This window comes from Aeromonas sp. QDB62 (assembly GCF_027705695.1).
GTDB lineage: Bacteria > Pseudomonadota > Gammaproteobacteria > Enterobacterales > Aeromonadaceae > Aeromonas > Aeromonas allosaccharophila.
Genome location: NZ_JAPDCD010000001.1, coordinates 59,084 through 76,129 on the forward strand (window position 1 = coordinate 59,084; position 17,046 = coordinate 76,129).

Consider the following 17,046-nt stretch of genomic DNA (forward strand, 5'->3'; position numbering starts at 1 on the left):
AGCCAGAGGCCGCTTATCGGGAACCACTCGCATGCTCCGACCTTTATCCTCATTGCAGATATTGTTGCTGATGCTGCTGGCGCTATCCGGCAGTGCCGTCCATGGCGCGACACAAGAGCAGGAGTGGGCACAGGATCGTGCCAATGCGGTGCTCTCGCTGATGACGTTCACCGTGGTGCCCGACATCACCGCCAGCAACCTGGATATCGGCAGCGGCACCGATCAATCCGCCGCCCTCAACATGACCCAGATCGGCGGCGGTGCCACCATGAGCGAGGCCGTGCCCATCTATCTGGAAGGGGCGATCGGTTTTAGCCGCTACGATCCCCAGTTTGTGGTGAGCAACGGCACCGAGAGCCGCACCATCCCGACCAAATGGAACAGTGTGACCGCCTCGGGCGGGGTCGGCTGGGATATCGCTCTTCATGAAGACCCGCGTGGCGGTCACTGGGTACTGCGCCCCATCGCCAACGTCTCGCTGGGCACCATGGCCAGCGATCTGCGGATCGGCAACTGGCTGCTGAATCGCACCAAGGGCTACTCGCTGGATTTTCTCGATAACGGTCAGCTCAATATGTACGGGCTGGGGGGCTCGCTGATGCTCGACTACGAGCTCTTCTCCAAAACCCAGGATATCGATGCCGAATTGCGTTACTCCTACCAGCACCTGCAGAGCTTTGGCAACACCACGCAAAGCGTGCGCGGCAGCGCCGAGGCGGAGAACCTCGGCCTCTATCTGCGCCGCCGGGCTCCGGTGTTTGACTGGACCCTGCTCGATCGCCCGCTGCGCTATGTGATGGAGGGGGCGCGCACCGAATACCTCGGCGCGCAGCGCGGCCTGCTCGGGTTCAACTCCCTCAACTCACTTGGTCTGGGGCTGGAGATCGACAGCAGCAAATACGACATCATCGTCAGCCGCACCCGTCTGGTCGCCCGCTACATGTTCAGCCACAACACCAACGGTTATTCCATCGGGCTGGCCATGAGTTTTTAAGCTGTCGTTTCACGCCCGGCAAAACCGGGCACTTTTCCGATATATAGCCGCGACAATCCCGATAACCACGTCCACATTGACGGTCGTTTTATGCATTAGCCTACAGCCATTCCGTATTTCCCCCAGCTTTCCCCCTGCGCAGTGATATCTGGCAAAGAACAAGCTGTCTGTTTGGCAACAACTTTGCCACAGCAAAATCATCGTACACCGATTTTTGATGTCGTAGTGGTCATACAGGCTGTGAGTAACGGCTGATTTGCCCTGTGCTGGCAACGACCAGTGCCTGTTCGATTGCCCCCCCACACATGCCTTGCCAGACACCAAACCCTGTCAGGAGCTCTTGTGCAACTGACCAACACCGGATCTGGCTCCCGTCTCGCCACATCCCGTCCGCTTGTTGATAAAAAACCGGTCAGCAATGACAGCGGTCTGAACAAGGAAGGTTTTCAATAGGGTCATAACCAATAAGGAGTGGCCTCATGATCCACCAGCAAACATTACTCGATGCCTTTAGCGAACAACATGGCTTTCCCCCGCTGCAACTCGATGACGAGGGGGGTTGCCAGCTGCTGATCGACGATAAACTCCCCCTCTCACTGCTCGCTTATTCCCTCCAACACGAACCGGCCCTGATGCTGAGAGCCTCCATCGGCTTGCTGGCTGCAACGGGAATCCTTCGTCAACAGAGCCTCGAGCTGCTCGCTCGCGCCAACTACAGCACAACCGATGCGCCGGGACACACCCTGGCTCTGGCTCCTGATGGCTGCCAGCTGGTGCTGTTCGGGTTGCGCCCCCTCGCCACTCTCACACCGCAGGATCTGGCCGAATGGCTGACGCAGCTGACCCGACAGGCCCTCGAGTGGCAATCCCGCTTTGCCCTGCTGCCAGAGCAACTGGCCCTGAGCAGTACACTTCCGTCACAGCACGATGCCATTCGCATCTAGGAGGCCCCATGAAAACCAGCTTTATCACAGGTGCACCCGTTCCCGATCTTGCCAGTTTCATCACTCATGCCGCGCCGGACGATACCCGGCTTCTCAGCAAACGGGGTGACGTAAATGCCGCCCCCCTGTTCCACCGAGGCCACAAATATGAACTGCTCAACAAGCATCTGCTGCACAGCACTACCAGCCGTGTCAAGCAGGAGAACATCAAGACCCACCTCGATCTTAAAGAGGCGCTGAAAAATGCAGCCCCTCAAGATATCGCTCTGCAAGCCTTCTCCCTGTTGAGTCCGGCTGCTTACCGGGGCGAACCTTTGACTCGGGAGACGATGATGGAAGTCACCGCCCTACTGGCAGATCTCAAGGCCGATCCCACCAGTTATGGTCAACTCAAGCAGCAGTTTGACCAGATCAGCCAGGATCCGAGGCTACAGGTCTGCCTGGAGCAGCAATACCCAGGCAAGATGGATGGGCTGGGCAAGGAGCTGAAAAATAAAATCATAGATTTTACCAGTACCACTGGCGTCAATATCGCCATCAGCCTACTGTTGCCCGGGATAGGCACTTTCATTGCCGCCGGACGGGAATTTTATCAAGTGGCAAAACACAGCGACCGGCTGAACCACCATCATCAGGTTGCCCAGATCGGAGAACTGCCCGGTCGCACCAGTCGACTCGCCAGACTAAGCCAGCAGACATTGAGTCAGGGCCATGACAAAGCCGCCATTGAAGGGGCAACCAGCGTCACCTTGGGCGTCGCCCTCTCTGGTCTCGGCAACTTCGGCATTAGAGGTGCGACAACCGGCGTGGCAACCATCGCGGCCAAAGCCTTGCCCACAATAGCAGATACGGTGTTGATGACGGGGCTGCCTGCCGCAACCAAGATGGGCGCCGCCTACCTGATCAATCAGCAGGCCAGCACGATGCCACAAGGGAACCAGCTCTTGCCCGTATTACCGCGCCTTGAAATCTGCAATACCAAAGGGAACTTCAGTTTCAGCATGCTGGACGGGGCCGCGGTGCGCGCCCTGCTCACCTATCTTGGGCCAAAGGCCGACGAGAGCCTGCTCGGGGTCGATACGCCGGTGGCGATCAAAGAGATGGAACAAGCCAGATTGACCCTCAAAGCCCAGCTCGGCTCACCGGCCCATGAACACCTGTTGCCGGGTGACAAACAAGCAAACGCCCCAACCACCGAGCTCAAACTCAGTCATGAGGTGTTCGAGAAGTTGTTGGCAGAGGATTACACCTGGCTACTACACGCCGTGCGTCTGCTCGACAAAGGAGAGAGCAGCGACCTCAACCATGAGCTGACTTACAAGGTGCCCCTCGAGTTCGACAATCGCACTGTCTATCTGGATAAGAGCCCCGACCTCAGCCAACCCCAGCTGGATGCCCTCAAGGTGTGCGGTGCCCCCAGCCAGCTCAAGCTGATTTATCTGGCCGAAGGTTGGTTATAACTCCCCCGTTGACCCATGGCCGCAATCCTGCGGCCATCTTCTCCCGGCAAACTCGAGCCGCGTCACAGTTAGTGCAATCAATCACATATTCCTTTTGATGGAATGGGTAGAATGGTTCAATTTGGCACCCTACGCCCCCGTTCCAAAGCGAGTTGAAATGGACTTCACACCCGTTATTACGGTTCTGCTGGGCCAGTTCTGGTATCTGCTGCCCCTGCTGTTGATTGGCACCCTGATCAAAACGCCCAGGTTCAAGGGGATGATCGGGGAGGCATTTATCAATTTGGGCATCCGGCTTTTTCTCGACAAGCGGGAGTACCATCTGCTCAAGGATGTGACGCTGCCAACCCCGCAGGGCACCACCCAGATCGACCATGTGATCGTCTCGCGCTTCGGGCTGTTTGTGATCGAGACCAAAAATATCAAGGGGTGGATATTTGGCAATCCTGCTCACAAGAGCTGGGCCCAGCAGCTCTATCGCCGCAGGCATACCTTTCAAAATCCGCTGCGCCAGAACTATCTGCACCTGATGACGCTCAAATCCCTGCTGGGTCTTGCTGATCATCAGCTCCATTCGATCATCTACTTTATTGGCGACTGCACCTTTAAAACCCCGATGCCGGATAACGTGATGAACCGCGGGCTTATTCGCTATATCAAAGGCAAAACCACGCCGGTGTTGACCCCTGCCGAAGTTAATCGGGTGATCGACACCATCCAGCGGGGACGACTGGCCGCCAATTGGCAGACCCATAAACAGCATGTGGCGCAGTTAAAAACGCGCCACAGCGAGGTTCCCCACCCGCCTTTATCCGTAGCTGCGATGCCAGTCATACATGAGGTGGTGAAGGCCGTGCCAACCATCACCGAATCGCTCACCAAGCCAAATCCGCTATGCCCCAGATGCGGCAACCAGATGGTATTGCGTACCGCCAAACGGGGGGATAACAAAGGCAATCAGTTTTGGGGATGCAGTGGATATCCAACATGTCGGGGAATTACACCACACCAATAAACATGCCGACTTAAAGTACGACCCGAGCCATAAAATTTTCACCCATATTCACATTCACAAACCAAAACACATCTATTCAAAGGGAGTTGATTAATGAACATCAAGAAAATGTCGGTATTAGCAGCAGTGGCCAGCATCAGCATGCTAATGACATCCTGTGCATCACCACCACAACCGACATGGAAAAAAGAAGGCGTTACAGATGACGATACCCTCACTGCATTATCTCAATGCAAATATGAGATACGTCTTAACGATATTTCTGCTGAAGAAAAAAACGAAGTCATCACTGATTGCATGCAAGCTAAAGGCTTCCGTTGGAGAGTCTATTAAGCATGTCTGCGGGTTGTCATTAACAATGGCAACCCGCATGGTAAACCCAGCCCTACCTAATAGTCGCCATCTGCCGCACGCAGCGTTGTTCCCTGTCATCCACCCGCTTGGCAAACCAGGCGGTGGTGAGGTTGCGGGTGATTTTCGGGCTCTTTAGCACAATGCCGGGCAGGATGGCGCGGGGCTGCCGCTTGCCCGCTTGCTTGTCGGCCAGGGTAAAGATGCGATGGTAAAGATCGGTCTCGGCAAACTCGGCGGTATCGCCAAGTTTGAGGCTCTGGTGGATCGCCTGTTTGCTCATATTGACCCGGTTGGCGAGGGTGTAGACGGCCAGCTCAGTGTTGCCCGGCAGATCCGAGTCATAGCGGATAAGGTCTCCGTCCAGCGCCAGGGTTTTGCCACTCAAACGGCTGACGGCGGCCTGAAAGGCGGCGTTGCGGCTGGCATACCAACCGGCGTTGAAGTCGGCAAAACGATAGAGGGTATCGGGGTACTCCGCCTCATAGCCGAAGATATGCTTGGTGCCAAACCAGATGCCGCCGCGACGGGTAAAGACTTCGTGGCGAATGGAGTCCTTGATTGGATAGGGGTAGCCACGGGCGTTGGCCTCGGCAAAGGCGATACTCACCTGCATCGGACCACCAGTATGCACCGGGTTGAGGTTGCCAAACAGCGTCTTGCCCATCGGCAGCATGCTGATCATGTCTTCGAAAATTTCGCTCATCTCCCGCTCGGTACGCAACTTGTCGATCCGCTCGGCGTAGCTCTTGCCGGTGGGCGAGTTGATGGAGAGCGCAGCCCGCACCATAAATTCGGGGATCAGCAGCTTGGCCGCCCGCGAGTTGATCTCTTTCCAGGCGATCTTGCCAAGGCCCGGCACCACAGGGTCGGCCTGATAGGTCGCCTCCTGCTCAGCCACCGCCAGCACGGTACAGACGTTGTGATCATTGACCGTCACCCCCTGGGTGGTGAGCGCCGTCACCACGTCGTTGGCCCACCCCTGTTTGTCAGACACCTGACGGGGCAAGAAGCGCACGATGCGGCTCTTCATATCCGCCGGTTTGCGCGGCTGCATGGCGGGTGGTGTCGTTTTTTGGGCTGGCGTGGTGGTGCCCGTTGCGTCGCTCGGCGTAGGGGCAGAAGCAGGATCGCTGGCACAACCGGCCAGCAGCAAGGCAGAGCAGAAGGCGAGAAGACGACAGGAAGGCAAAGCGGTCATAAGCATGTCCATTTTTTGTTGGCCCTACAGGCAGCGCCGCTGGCACTGCACTGACAAGCAAAGTGGCGCCATTGTAGAGGATTGGCTGCTGCAGTTGAAACCCGCGCTCACAGCATCCCCTCCCCTTGCCTGCTTTTGCCACCCCACGCGCCATCCGCTGTCTGCAATGCAGCACTCATCACCGTCCTCAATGACTCACTCGTCCCGAACCGGGCGGTTAGCAACAGATAAAAAGAAACCCCCGCCATCGCTGGCGGGGGTTGATCGTCTGGCGAGTCGGGCTGATGCCCGATGCAAACCGTTTAGCGGTTTTTCACCTTCTGGTGCAGCTCCTGCACCGAGTTGACGTTGGCGGTGGCATCCACGCTGATGGCCATGCAGGTGGCAAACGCCTCATTCATGGTGGTGGTATACGCCACCTTGTTCTGCAAGGCGGCGCGGCGCAGCTGCTTGGAGTCCTGGATCGCTACCCGCCCTTCGGCGGTGTTGACGATGTAGGTGTACTCACCATTCTTGATGCGGTCGAGAATGTGCGGGCGCCCCTCGTGCACCTTGTTGACCAGACGCGGGTTGATGCTCGCCTCGCCCAGCGCCACTGCGGTGCCGTGAGTGGCATCCAGCTCGTAGCCCAGCTCCAGCAGCTTGGCGGCCAAGTCGACCACCTGCGCCTTGTCGCTGTGACGCACCGACAGCAGGGCGCGCCCCTCTTTCGGTACGGCGTGGTTGGCACCCAGCTGCGCCTTGGCATAGGCCTCGGCAAAGCTGCTGCCCACCCCCATCACCTCACCGGTAGAGCGCATCTCCGGCCCCAGCAGCGGGTCAACCCCAGGGAACTTGGCGAACGGCAGTACCACCTCTTTCACCGAGTAGTAGGGCGGGATGATCTCTTTGGTAAAGCCCTGTGCTTGCAGTGACTGACCGGCCATCACGCGAGCGGCAATCTTGGCCAGCGGCGCACCGGTCGCCTTGGAAACGAACGGTACGGTACGGGCGGCACGCGGGTTCACCTCGATGAGGTAGATGTCATCGCCCTTGACCGCGAACTGCACGTTCATCAGGCCGATAACGCCGAGCTCCAGCGCCAGTTTGCGCACTTGCTCGCGGATCTCGTCCTGAATTTTCCTGGACAAGGTATAGGGAGGCAGAGAGCAGCCGGAGTCACCGGAGTGGATACCGGCCTGCTCGATATGCTCCATGATGCCGCCGATGACCACATCGGTGCCGTCGCAGATGGCATCCACGTCCAGCTCGGTGGCATCGTCCAGGAAGCGGTCCAGCAGTACCGGCGATTCGTTGGAGACGCTCACCGCCTCGGCGAAGTAGCGACGCAGGTCGGTCTCGTCATAGACGATCTCCATGGCGCGGCCACCCAGCACGTAGGAAGGGCGCACTACCAGCGGGTAGGTGATCCGCTCGGCGGTCAGCACCGCCTGCTCCAGCGCGGTGACGGTGCCATTTTCCGGCTGCTTGAGGCCGAGGCGCTCAACGGCAGACTGGAAGCGCTCGCGGTCTTCGGCGCGGTCGATGGCATCCGGGCTGGTACCGATAATCGGCACGCCGTTGGCTTCCAGCGCGCGGGCCAGTTTCAGCGGGGTCTGGCCACCGTACTGGACGATGACACCCTTGGGTTTTTCGATGCGCACGATTTCCAACACATCTTCCAGGGTCACCGGCTCGAAGTAGAGGCGATCCGAGGTGTCGTAATCGGTGGAGACGGTCTCCGGGTTGCAGTTGACCATGATGGTCTCGTAACCGTCTTCGCGCAGGGCCAGCGCCGCGTGCACGCAGCAGTAGTCGAACTCGATACCCTGACCGATGCGGTTCGGGCCGCCGCCGATGATCATGATCTTGTCGCGGTTGCTCGGCGCCGCTTCGCACTCCTCGTCATAGCTGGAGTACATGTAGGCGGTGTTGGTGGCGAACTCGGCGGCGCAGGTATCGACCCGCTTGTAGACCGGGAAGATGTTGTGGCGGGCACGCAGTTTGCGCACTTCGCCTTCGGCCACGCCGAGGATCTTGGCCAGACGGGCATCGGCAAAGCCTTTGCGCTTGAGGGCGCGCAGGAAGTCGGCATCGAGACCGGCCATGCCGCGCTCTTTCACCTCTTCTTCCAGCTTCACCAGATCTTCAATTTGCACCAGGAACCAGGGGTCAATCTTGGTCAGCTTGAAGATACCGTCCATGGAGAGACCGGCGCGGAACGCATCGGCGATGTACCAGATACGGTCGCAGCCAGCGTCCTGCAGCTCGTGGCGAATGCGGGTCAGGGAGTCCGGGGCATTGAGGTCAACCATGGGGTCGAAGCCGGTTTTGCCGGTCTCGAGGCTGCGCAGCGCCTTGTGCAGGGACTCCTGGAAGTTGCGGCCGATGGCCATCACTTCACCGACCGACTTCATCTGGGTAGTCAGACGGTCGTTGGCACCGGCGAACTTTTCAAAGTTGAAGCGCGGCACCTTGGTGACTACGTAGTCGATGGCCGGCTCGAAGGAGGCCGGAGTGCGACCGCCGGTGATGTCGTTCATCAGCTCGTCGAGGGTGTAACCGATGGCGAGCTTGGCAGCGATCTTGGCGATGGGGAAACCGGTCGCCTTGGAGGCCAGCGCGGAGGAGCGCGACACCCGCGGGTTCATCTCGATGATGACCATTCGGCCATCTTTCGGGTTGATACCGAACTGGACGTTGGAGCCGCCGGTCTCGACGCCGATCTCGCGCAGCACCGCCATGGAGGCGTTGCGCATCAGCTGGTACTCCTTGTCAGTCAGCGTCTGGGCTGGCGCGACCGTGATGGAGTCACCGGTGTGGATACCCATGGGGTCGAAGTTTTCGATGGCGCAGACGATGATGCAGTTGTCGTTGCGATCCCGCACAACTTCCATCTCATACTCTTTCCAGCCGATCAGCGACTCATCGATGAGCAGCTCTTTGGTCGGCGACAGGTCCAGACCGCGCTCGCAGATCTCGACGAACTCTTCGGTGTTGTAGGCGATGCCGCCGCCCGAGCCGCCCATGGTAAAGGAGGGACGGATGATGCAGGGGAAGCCCACCATCTGCTGCACACCCCACGCCTCTTCCATGTTGTGGGCGATACCGGCGCGCGGGCACTCGAGGCCGATGCTCTTCATGGCGATGTCAAAGCGACGGCGATCTTCGGCCTTGTCGATGGCATCGGCAGTGGCGCCGATCATCTCGACACCGAACTCGGCCAGCACGCCGTGCTTCTCCAGATCCAGTGCGCAGTTGAGCGCAGTCTGGCCGCCCATGGTGGGCAGGATGGCGTCCGGGCGCTCTTTCTTGATGATCTCGCGCACCACTTCCCAGGTAATGGGCTCGATGTAAGTGGCGTCGGCCATCTCCGGGTCGGTCATGATGGTGGCCGGGTTGGAGTTGACCAGAATGACGCGGTAGCCCTCCTCACGCAGGGCTTTGCACGCCTGGGCGCCGGAGTAGTCAAATTCGCAGGCCTGGCCGATGACGATGGGGCCGGCGCCGAGGATCAGGATGCTCTGAAGGTCGTTACGTTTTGGCATGAAACTCTTTCCTCTATTCCTTAGGCGCGATACTGCTTAATCAATTCAATAAAGTGGTCAAAGAGACCGGCACAATCGTGCGGGCCCGGGCTCGCTTCGGGGTGACCCTGGAAGCTGAAGGCCGGACGGTCGGTGCGATGGATGCCCTGCAGGGAACCGTCGAACAGGGAGACGTGGGTGGCACGCAGGCAATCCGGCAGGCTGTTCTCGTCTACCGCAAAGCCGTGGTTCTGGGCAGTGATCATCACGGTGTTGTCATCGAGGCTCTTCACCGGGTGGTTGGCACCGTGGTGGCCAAACTTCATCTTGACGGTCTTGGCACCGGAGGCCAGACCCAGCAGCTGGTGGCCCAGACAGATGCCAAATACCGGCGTGTTGGTATTAAGGAAAGCCTTGATGGCCTCGATGGCGTAGTCGCAGGGCTCGGGGTCGCCGGGGCCGTTGGAGAGGAAGATGCCATCCGGGTTCATCGCCAGTACCTCGGCGGCCGGGGTCTTGGCGGGCACCACGGTCAGGCGGCAGCCACGGTCAACCAGCATCCGCAGGATGTTGCGCTTGACGCCAAAGTCATAGGCCACCACGTGGTATTTCAGCTGGTCGGCATCCGGGGTAACGTGCCCCTTGCCAAGCTGCCAGCTCCCTTCGGTCCAGTTGTACGCCTCACCAACCGTGACCTCTTTGGCCAGATCCATCCCTTTAAGACCGGGGAAGGCGCGGGCCTGCTCGAGGGCGAACGCTTCATCTATCTGCTTGCCAGCCAGAATGCAGCCAGCCTGAGCGCCTTTCTCGCGCAGGATGCGGGTCAGTTTACGGGTGTCGATGTCGGCGATGCCAACGATGTTGTGAGACTTGAGGTATTCGGAGAGGGATTGCTGATTGCGGAAATTGGAGGCAAGTATCGGAAGGTCCCGGATGATCAATCCCTGAGCGTGGATTTGACTGGACTCTTCATCTTCGCTGTTGGTGCCGGTGTTGCCTATATGGGGGTAAGTGAGGGTGACTATCTGACGGGAATAAGAGGGATCGGTGAGGATTTCCTGATAGCCCGTCATCGACGTATTGAAAACCACTTCACCAACGGAACATCCCTCGGCGCCTATCGACACGCCTTTGAACACAGTTCCATCTTCCAGCACTAGCAATGCAGTGTGATTCAAGACAACCTCCAGTTATTTAGCTTTAAATTCAGCAATTTACCTGGGTGTTGCGGGCTCGGTTCCGGTCTTGGACAGGACTCGAACCCGGCAGATTTCTGGCAAATTGGGCGCATTCTACTTAAAAAAAGTGGCATTTCAACGTCTTTTCTCAGATGAAATGCATCTAAATTCAATAAACAAGCAACATTACCCATTATCTATGCACTCTATCGCTTTGCAACCCCCTCTCGCGAAAGAAAAGGAAAAACCACTACCAAAAGACGCACCCAAACCCGTAATAACGACAAAAACAAAAAAAAACCCAATAAAAACAATTGGTTTATTTTTAAAGTAAAAATGATTGTTGATGAATTTGACTTCTTTTTGGCGACAAAGCTGAACGGGAAAAATAGAAAACGTTTTTCTGTGTTTGAATTTTTAGTCTTTTTCGTGATGTGTAAAAAAATGGCTGCGCCAGCCATAAAGATGCTCAAATCCGTTACCTGGCGATGACATTCAGAAAGGAAAAATCTGGAGGATAAATCAATAATGCGATTTATAAGGCGTTTGGATGAAAAATTGCCACAAACCATCTTTTTACACAAACTCTGAACAGCAGACAGCAAAAACCCCGGCAAGCCGGGGTTCTTCACTGGGTACCAGTCGCACAACCGTGCCGCACAGAGGCATCACTTGAGATTGAGCACGTCCTGCATGTCATAAAGACCGGCACCCTGCTGGCCAAGCCATTTGCCCGCCCGCACCGCACCGTTGGCGAAGGTCAGGCGGCTGGAGGCCTTGTGGCTGATCTCCACCCGCTCGCCGATATCGGCAAACATGACGGTGTGCTCCCCCACCAGATCGCCGGCGCGGATGGTGGCGAAGCCGATGGTGTTGCGATCCCGCTCACCAGTGATCCCCTCGCGGCCATAGACGGCGCACTCCTTGAGATCGCGACCCAGCGTTTTGGCGACCACCTCCCCCATGGAGAGCGCTGTGCCGGACGGCGCATCCACCTTGTGGCGATGATGGCCTTCGATGATCTCGATGTCGGTGTAGTCGCCCATCACCTTGGCGGCCTGCTCCAGCAGCTTGAACACCAGGTTGACCCCGACCGAGTAGTTGGAGGCGAAGACGATACCGATCTGCTTACCCGCCTCTTTCAGGGCGGCCTTGCCTGCCTCGTCAAAGCCGGTGGTACCGATCACCATCTGCTTGTGGTGGGCCTGCGCAAAGGCCAGATTGGCCAGCGTCACCTCGGGGCGGGTAAAGTCGATGATAAGATCAAACTCATCGCGCACCTTGTCGAGACTGTCGCTGATCGCCACCCCCAGATGGCCCAGCCCGTTGAGCTCACCGGCATCGAGACCGATCACCGCAGAGCCCGGCCGCTCCAGCGCTGCCCCGACCACCACGCCATCGGCATGAGTAATGGCCTCCAGCAGCACCTTGCCCATACGACCATTACAGCCCATCACGGCCACACGGATCGGATTGTCCATCTCCACCCTCTCATCTCTTTATTATGGAAAGAGACCGTTTTACCAGCCCGCGCCCGCTTTGAAAAGCTCACTCTGCGCCGCCACACCACCTCGACATATAAACGGAAATATTGGATAAATCAGAATATTTGACGGATTTATTCACACAGACAAAATCACCAAACAAAAACACCTATCCGTCTGGACGTCTATCTTGACCTTGCAGGGTTGACTCACTACTGTGGGCCCCCCAATGCGGCAGGATGCCCGCCCTGTTTTCCCCCTATCCCTATCCGATACAGGCACAAAGCAGTTCATGACAGGAGGTCATTGTTCAATTTCAGAGGAACACATGATCCAGACTCAACCCAGTGCCAGGGCCTTGCTGCCACTTCTGGTTTTTCTCGCACTCTTTATCGGTACCGGTACCTGGCTGACCCTGCAGGGGGTCGAGTTCGCCTTCTATCAGCTGCCCGCCCCCGTGGCGGCCCTGCCTGCCGTGATGCTCGCCCTGCTGCTTGGCAAAGAGGGCTTCAACAGCAATCTGGAGACCTTTTTCAAAGGGGTCGGCCACAGCAACATCATGGCGATGTGCCTTATCTATCTGCTGGCGGGGGCCTTCGCCAGCGTGGCCAAGGCCACCGGCGGGGTTGATGCCACTGTGGCGCTGGGTCTGTCGCTCATCCCCGGCTGGGCGCTGTTGCCCGGGCTGTTCCTGATCTCTGCCTTTATTGCTACCGCCATGGGCACCTCCATGGGCACCATTGGTGCCGTAGCGCCGGTGGCCCTTGGCGTGGCGCAGGCAGCCGGTATCGATCCGGTGCTGATGGCAGGCACCATTCTCTCCGGCGCCATGTTTGGCGATAACCTCTCCATCATCTCCGACACCACCATTGCGGCCACCCGCAGCCAGGGCTGCGAGATGAAGGACAAGTTCCGCGAGAACTTCAAGATTGCCGCCCCCGCCGCCATCACGGTGATCCTGCTCTATCTGACCCTGGGGTCTGTGGGTGAAGCCCCTGCCAACGACACTGCCATCGAGCTGTTCAAGGTGATGCCTTACCTGCTCATTCTGGGGCTGGCGCTCGCCGGGGTGAATGTGTTCGTGGTACTGGGGATCGGCATTCTGGCCGCCGGTGCAGTGGGCATGATCAACGGCTACGCCATCGGTCAGTTCAGCAAGGATATCTATCAGGGCTTTACCGGCATGCAGGAGATCTTCCTGCTCTCAATGCTGATCGGTGGCCTCGGCGCCCTGATGGAGCGTCAGGGGGGGCTGGCCTGGATCAGCGAGCGCATCAGCGCCCTGATTGCCCGCTTTACCCGCGAGCATAACGGTGAACAGAACGAGAAAGCGGCCGAGCTCGGCATCGCAGGGGTGGTGAGCCTCACCAACCTCTGCACCGCCAACAACACGGTGGCCATTATCGTCGCCAGCAAGGTAGCCCGCGATCTGGCCGAACACCACGGTGTCACCCCGCGCCGCGCCGCCTCCATGCTCGATATCTTCTCCTGCGTGGTACAGGGTCTGATCCCCTGGGGCGCACAGGCGCTGCTGCTGGGCTCCATCTTCGCCCTGTCGCCGCTGGCGGTGGTGAGCATGAGTTTCTACCCGATGGCGCTCGCTGTGGCGGCACTGATTGCCGTGTTCGTGAAGCATCAGATGCGCAGCAAGGCTGACAAGTAACAGACCAGACGCTGGCGTGCTGAGATGCCATCAACAGGGGCCGCACCTTAGCCCTTGTTGATTCACTATCGGATACGCCAGCATTTATCCCACCGCCCCTTGGCATCAGCCGTTCGGGGCGAGTGTTCCCCTGTCACCCCCCCTTAACGTCCAGAGTGAATGTGCTAAGGTAGAGCGCGTTCAAGCCATCGATGCGCAGCTATACCAGAGGTTCCCCATGCATGAGTCCCAACCCGAACGTCAATCCCTGCGCCAACTGGTTCGTCAACGCCGCAAAAATCTGAGTCCGGCCGAGCAGCAAGCGGCGGCCCAACAGCTGCTGGCCCAGTTCAAGCAACACCCCGAGATCCTCGCCGCCAAGCGCATTGCCCTCTATCTGGCCAATGACGGGGAGATCAATCCCCTGCCCACCATCCACTGGCTGTGGGCCCAGCACAAAGAGGTCTACCTGCCGGTGCTCCACCCCTTTACCCCGGGTCACCTGCTCTTTTTGCGCTACACCGCCACCAGCCCCATGGTGCGCAACCGCTACGGCATCGAAGAGCCGGAGCTGGATATCCTGCAGGTGGTGCCCCACAGCACCCTTGACCTGATTTGCACCCCGCTGGTTGCCTTCGATGCCCAGGGCAATCGCCTTGGCATGGGCGGCGGCTACTACGATCGCACCCTCGCCATCTGGCATGAGCACAAACTGGGCCCCAAGCCACTCGGTATTGCCCACGACTGCCAGCAGGTGGATGCGGTCCCGCAAGAGGAGTGGGATGTGCCACTGCCCCAGATCATCACCCCGAGCTACTGCTGGCGCTTTGAATAGGCTGTTTTTGGCCGGCAACCCCGGCTTTGTGCGCGCAAACGCAGAATAAACAGGCAAACGATTTACCTATCACCGCTTTTTGCCCCGGAACGTGAGCAACAAGGTCGCGACGGGGTACAGGGTTGGATATAATGCGCCCGCTTTTTTCTTAAGGAACGATCATGACTCAAGATGAAATGAAGAAGGCGGCCGGTTGGGCTGCGCTCAAGTATGTGGTTCCCGGCACCATCGTCGGGGTGGGTACCGGCTCTACCGTCAACCACTTTATCGACGCGCTGGCGACCATGAAGGACGAGATCAAGGGGGCGGTATCCAGCTCCGTGGCCTCCACCGAGCGCCTCAAGGGCTTCGGCATCACCGTGTATGATCTCAACGAGATCGACGCCCTCTCCGTCTATGTGGATGGCGCCGACGAGATCAACGGCACCCGCGACATGATCAAGGGCGGTGGCGCGGCCCTGACCCGCGAGAAAATTGTTGCCGCCGTGGCTGACAAGTTCATCTGCATCATCGACAACACCAAAACCGTCGAGGTGCTGGGCCAGTTCCCGCTGCCGGTGGAAGTGATCCCGATGGCCCGCGAATACGTGGCCCGCGAAATCCGCAAACTGGGTGGCAACCCGGTCTGGCGTGAAGGGGTGGTCACCGACAACGGCAACCACATTCTGGATGTGAAAGGCATGGCCATTACCGACGCCAAGGCGCTGGAAGTGCAGCTCAACGCCATCGTAGGCACCGTCACCAACGGCCTGTTCGCCGCCCGTGGCGCCGATGTGGTCCTGATCGGTACGCCGGATGGCGTGATTACCCAGTAATCCCGACCCCGATGGCACAGTGCAGCGGCATAGTCCCTCGTCCGCCATCGCCACTCTGCCCGTTCTGGAGCAGTAGCGGCGTTGATTGGCCCCCGGGATGGGATACTGACCCAAACATTGCACTGTGAATAAATGACGGCGCCTGATGGCGCCGTTTTTATTTATCCCTCAACAAGTTGCATACGGATGTTTACAACAATCGTTGATAACTTCAAAGAATTTGACTTTCGTCACAAATATTCCCTCTCCCAAACGTTTTTGCTACTTTACGGTTTTCTTCGCACACCAAATCTGCACTTACGTTTGCACATACAGAGGGATCGTCATGACTGCCAAGTTTTCGTTGGACAAGGATAAAATCAAGGTTCTGCTGCTGGAGGGAGTCCATCCCAACACCGTAGAGACCTTTCGTGCCGCAGGTTACACCAGTGTGGAGTATCTGAAGACCTCTCTCTCCGAAGAGGAGCTGATCGAGCAGATCCGCGACGTTCATTTCATCGGGCTGCGCTCCCGCACCCAGATCACCGAGAAGGTACTCGACGCCGCCAACAAGCTGGTCGCCATCGGCTGCTTCTGCATCGGCACCAACCAGGTCGAGCTGGAAGCGGCCCAGATCCGCGGCATTCCGGTCTTCAACGCCCCCTTCTCCAACACCCGCTCGGTCGCCGAGCTGGTACTGGGTGAGATCCTGCTGCTGCTGCGCGGCATCCCCGAGAAAAACGCCAAGTGCCATCGCGGCGTGTGGGAAAAACTGGCCAATCGCTCGGTGGAAGCGCGCGGCAAGAAGCTTGGCATCATCGGCTATGGCCACATCGGTACCCAGCTTGGCATCATCGCCGAGAGCATCGGCATGAAGGTTTATTACTACGATATCGAGAACAAGCTCTCGCTGGGTAACGCCATTCAGGTGCCGAGCATGATCGAGCTGCTCAATATGTCTGACGTCATCAGCCTGCACGTGCCGGAGACCGCCTCCACCAAGAACATGATCGGTGCCGAGCAGCTGCGGATGATGAAACCGGGCGCCATCTTCATCAACGCCGCCCGCGGTACCGTGGTGGATATCGACGCGCTGGCAGACGTCATCAAGAGCGGCCATATCGCCGGCGCCGCCATCGACGTCTTCCCGGTCGAGCCCAAGTCCAATGACGAGGAGTTCCAAAGCCCGCTGCGTGGGCTGGAGAACGTCATCCTTACCCCGCACATCGGTGGCACCACCCATGAAGCGCAGGAGAACATCGGGCTGGAAGTGGCCAACAAGCTGGTCAAATACTCCGACAACGGCTCCACCCTCTCCGCCGTCAACTTCCCGGAGGTGTCGCTGCCGGGCCACAAGGGCTCCAGCCGCCTGCTGCACATTCACCGCAACCAGCCGGGCGTGATGAACAAGATCAACCAGATCTTCGCCGAAGAGGGGATCAACATCGCCGGTCAATACCTGCAGACCAGCAGTCATATCGGTTACGTGGTGATCGACGTGGAGACCGAGCACAGCGAGAAGGCGCTCGCCAAGCTCAAGGAGATCAGCGGCACCATCCGCGCCCGCATCCTGCACTGATTAACCTGCAGAGCCACCCAGCAAAAAGCCCGTCGTGATGACGGGCTTTTTTATGATGCGATG

General features: G+C 58.4%; 14 protein-coding genes. 9 read left to right on the plus strand and 5 right to left on the minus strand.

What is annotated here, in order from left to right; translation table 11 throughout:
- Nucleotides 1-70: 70 nt before the first annotated feature.
- The 5 genes from OKC27_RS00310 (at nucleotide 71) to OKC27_RS00330 (ending at nucleotide 4,746) form a co-directional block, all read left to right on the plus strand.
- On the plus strand, nucleotides 71-994 hold the full coding sequence (locus OKC27_RS00310) for a hypothetical protein (protein ID WP_442866063.1): 924 nt from the start codon (nucleotides 71-73) through the stop codon (nucleotides 992-994).
- A gap of 479 nt (nucleotides 995-1,473) precedes the next feature.
- The gene (locus tag OKC27_RS00315; RefSeq protein ID WP_270805780.1) at nucleotides 1,474-1,938 is read left to right on the plus strand and encodes a type III secretion system chaperone; all 465 of its coding nucleotides are present in this window, start codon (nucleotides 1,474-1,476) and stop codon (nucleotides 1,936-1,938) included.
- Between the two features lie 8 nt (nucleotides 1,939-1,946).
- A complete protein-coding gene (locus tag OKC27_RS00320) occupies nucleotides 1,947-3,398 on the plus strand; it encodes a hypothetical protein (protein ID WP_270805781.1) in 1,452 nt (483 codons plus the stop codon).
- Nucleotides 3,399-3,555: 157 nt separating this feature from the next.
- Entirely contained in the window at nucleotides 3,556-4,413 is an 858-nt protein-coding gene (locus OKC27_RS00325; protein WP_270805850.1) for a nuclease-related domain-containing protein, read from the plus strand.
- 93 nt (nucleotides 4,414-4,506) lie between these two features.
- Nucleotides 4,507-4,746: a hypothetical protein gene (locus tag OKC27_RS00330; protein WP_075113096.1), complete on the plus strand. Its 240-nt coding sequence runs from the start codon at nucleotides 4,507-4,509 to the stop codon at nucleotides 4,744-4,746.
- Nucleotides 4,747-4,798: 52 nt separating this feature from the next.
- On the opposite strand, the gene OKC27_RS00335 is transcribed toward OKC27_RS00330, so the two are convergent.
- The 5 genes from OKC27_RS00335 to dapB form a co-directional block, all read right to left on the minus strand.
- A complete protein-coding gene (locus OKC27_RS00335) occupies nucleotides 4,799-5,965 on the minus strand; it encodes a DUF1615 domain-containing protein (protein ID WP_270805782.1) in 1,167 nt (388 codons plus the stop codon).
- Nucleotides 5,966-6,267: 302 nt separating this feature from the next.
- Nucleotides 6,268-9,492, minus strand: a complete 3,225-nt coding sequence (carB, locus tag OKC27_RS00340; protein WP_111806696.1) for a carbamoyl-phosphate synthase large subunit — start codon at nucleotides 9,490-9,492, stop codon at nucleotides 6,268-6,270.
- 20 nt (nucleotides 9,493-9,512) lie between these two features.
- On the minus strand, nucleotides 9,513-10,649 hold the full coding sequence (gene carA, locus OKC27_RS00345) for a glutamine-hydrolyzing carbamoyl-phosphate synthase small subunit (protein ID WP_058054049.1): 1,137 nt from the start codon (nucleotides 10,647-10,649) through the stop codon (nucleotides 9,513-9,515).
- 206 nt (nucleotides 10,650-10,855) lie between these two features.
- Nucleotides 10,856-11,281 carry a hypothetical protein gene (locus OKC27_RS00350; RefSeq protein WP_270805783.1) on the minus strand — a complete coding sequence of 142 codons (426 nt, stop codon included), beginning with the start codon at nucleotides 11,279-11,281 and terminating at the stop codon, nucleotides 10,856-10,858.
- Between the two features lie 36 nt (nucleotides 11,282-11,317).
- Complete coding sequence (gene dapB, locus OKC27_RS00355; RefSeq protein WP_058054116.1) at nucleotides 11,318-12,130, minus strand: 4-hydroxy-tetrahydrodipicolinate reductase; 813 nt, start codon at nucleotides 12,128-12,130, stop codon at nucleotides 11,318-11,320.
- A 331-nt stretch (nucleotides 12,131-12,461) separates the two neighbouring features.
- Between dapB and OKC27_RS00360 the strand changes: the two genes are divergently transcribed.
- The 4 genes from OKC27_RS00360 (at nucleotide 12,462) to serA (ending at nucleotide 16,983) form a co-directional block, all read left to right on the plus strand.
- Complete coding sequence (locus OKC27_RS00360) at nucleotides 12,462-13,796, plus strand: Na+/H+ antiporter NhaC family protein (protein WP_075113091.1); 1,335 nt, start codon at nucleotides 12,462-12,464, stop codon at nucleotides 13,794-13,796.
- A gap of 217 nt (nucleotides 13,797-14,013) precedes the next feature.
- Entirely contained in the window at nucleotides 14,014-14,610 is a 597-nt protein-coding gene (locus OKC27_RS00365; protein ID WP_042057745.1) for a 5-formyltetrahydrofolate cyclo-ligase, read from the plus strand.
- A 161-nt stretch (nucleotides 14,611-14,771) separates the two neighbouring features.
- On the plus strand, nucleotides 14,772-15,425 hold the full coding sequence (rpiA, locus tag OKC27_RS00370) for a ribose-5-phosphate isomerase RpiA (protein WP_042656049.1): 654 nt from the start codon (nucleotides 14,772-14,774) through the stop codon (nucleotides 15,423-15,425).
- A gap of 325 nt (nucleotides 15,426-15,750) precedes the next feature.
- The gene (gene serA / locus OKC27_RS00375; protein WP_075113090.1) at nucleotides 15,751-16,983 is read left to right on the plus strand and encodes a phosphoglycerate dehydrogenase; all 1,233 of its coding nucleotides are present in this window, start codon (nucleotides 15,751-15,753) and stop codon (nucleotides 16,981-16,983) included.
- The last annotated feature ends 63 nt before the right edge of the window (nucleotides 16,984-17,046 follow it).

What these genes read in the sequence shown, in the direction of transcription:
- OKC27_RS00320 (WP_270805781.1), top strand. Translation starts at nt 1,947, where the DNA reads ATGAAAACCAGCTTTATCACAGGTGCACCCGTTCCCGATCTTGCCAGT.
- rpiA (WP_042656049.1), top strand. Translation starts at nt 14,772, where the DNA reads ATGACTCAAGATGAAATGAAGAAGGCGGCCGGTTGGGCTGCGCTCAAG.
- carB (WP_111806696.1), bottom strand. Translation starts at nt 9,492, where the DNA reads ATGCCAAAACGTAACGACCTTCAGAGCATCCTGATCCTCGGCGCCGGC.
- OKC27_RS00330 (WP_075113096.1), top strand. Translation starts at nt 4,507, where the DNA reads ATGAACATCAAGAAAATGTCGGTATTAGCAGCAGTGGCCAGCATCAGC.
- serA (WP_075113090.1), top strand. Translation starts at nt 15,751, where the DNA reads ATGACTGCCAAGTTTTCGTTGGACAAGGATAAAATCAAGGTTCTGCTG.
- OKC27_RS00365 (WP_042057745.1), top strand. Translation starts at nt 14,014, where the DNA reads ATGCATGAGTCCCAACCCGAACGTCAATCCCTGCGCCAACTGGTTCGT.
- OKC27_RS00325 (WP_270805850.1), top strand. Translation starts at nt 3,556, where the DNA reads ATGGACTTCACACCCGTTATTACGGTTCTGCTGGGCCAGTTCTGGTAT.
- OKC27_RS00360 (WP_075113091.1), top strand. Translation starts at nt 12,462, where the DNA reads ATGATCCAGACTCAACCCAGTGCCAGGGCCTTGCTGCCACTTCTGGTT.
- OKC27_RS00315 (WP_270805780.1), top strand. Translation starts at nt 1,474, where the DNA reads ATGATCCACCAGCAAACATTACTCGATGCCTTTAGCGAACAACATGGC.
- OKC27_RS00335 (WP_270805782.1), bottom strand. Translation starts at nt 5,965, where the DNA reads ATGACCGCTTTGCCTTCCTGTCGTCTTCTCGCCTTCTGCTCTGCCTTG.
- OKC27_RS00310 (WP_442866063.1), top strand. Translation starts at nt 71, where the DNA reads ATGCTGCTGGCGCTATCCGGCAGTGCCGTCCATGGCGCGACACAAGAG.
- dapB (WP_058054116.1), bottom strand. Translation starts at nt 12,130, where the DNA reads ATGGACAATCCGATCCGTGTGGCCGTGATGGGCTGTAATGGTCGTATG.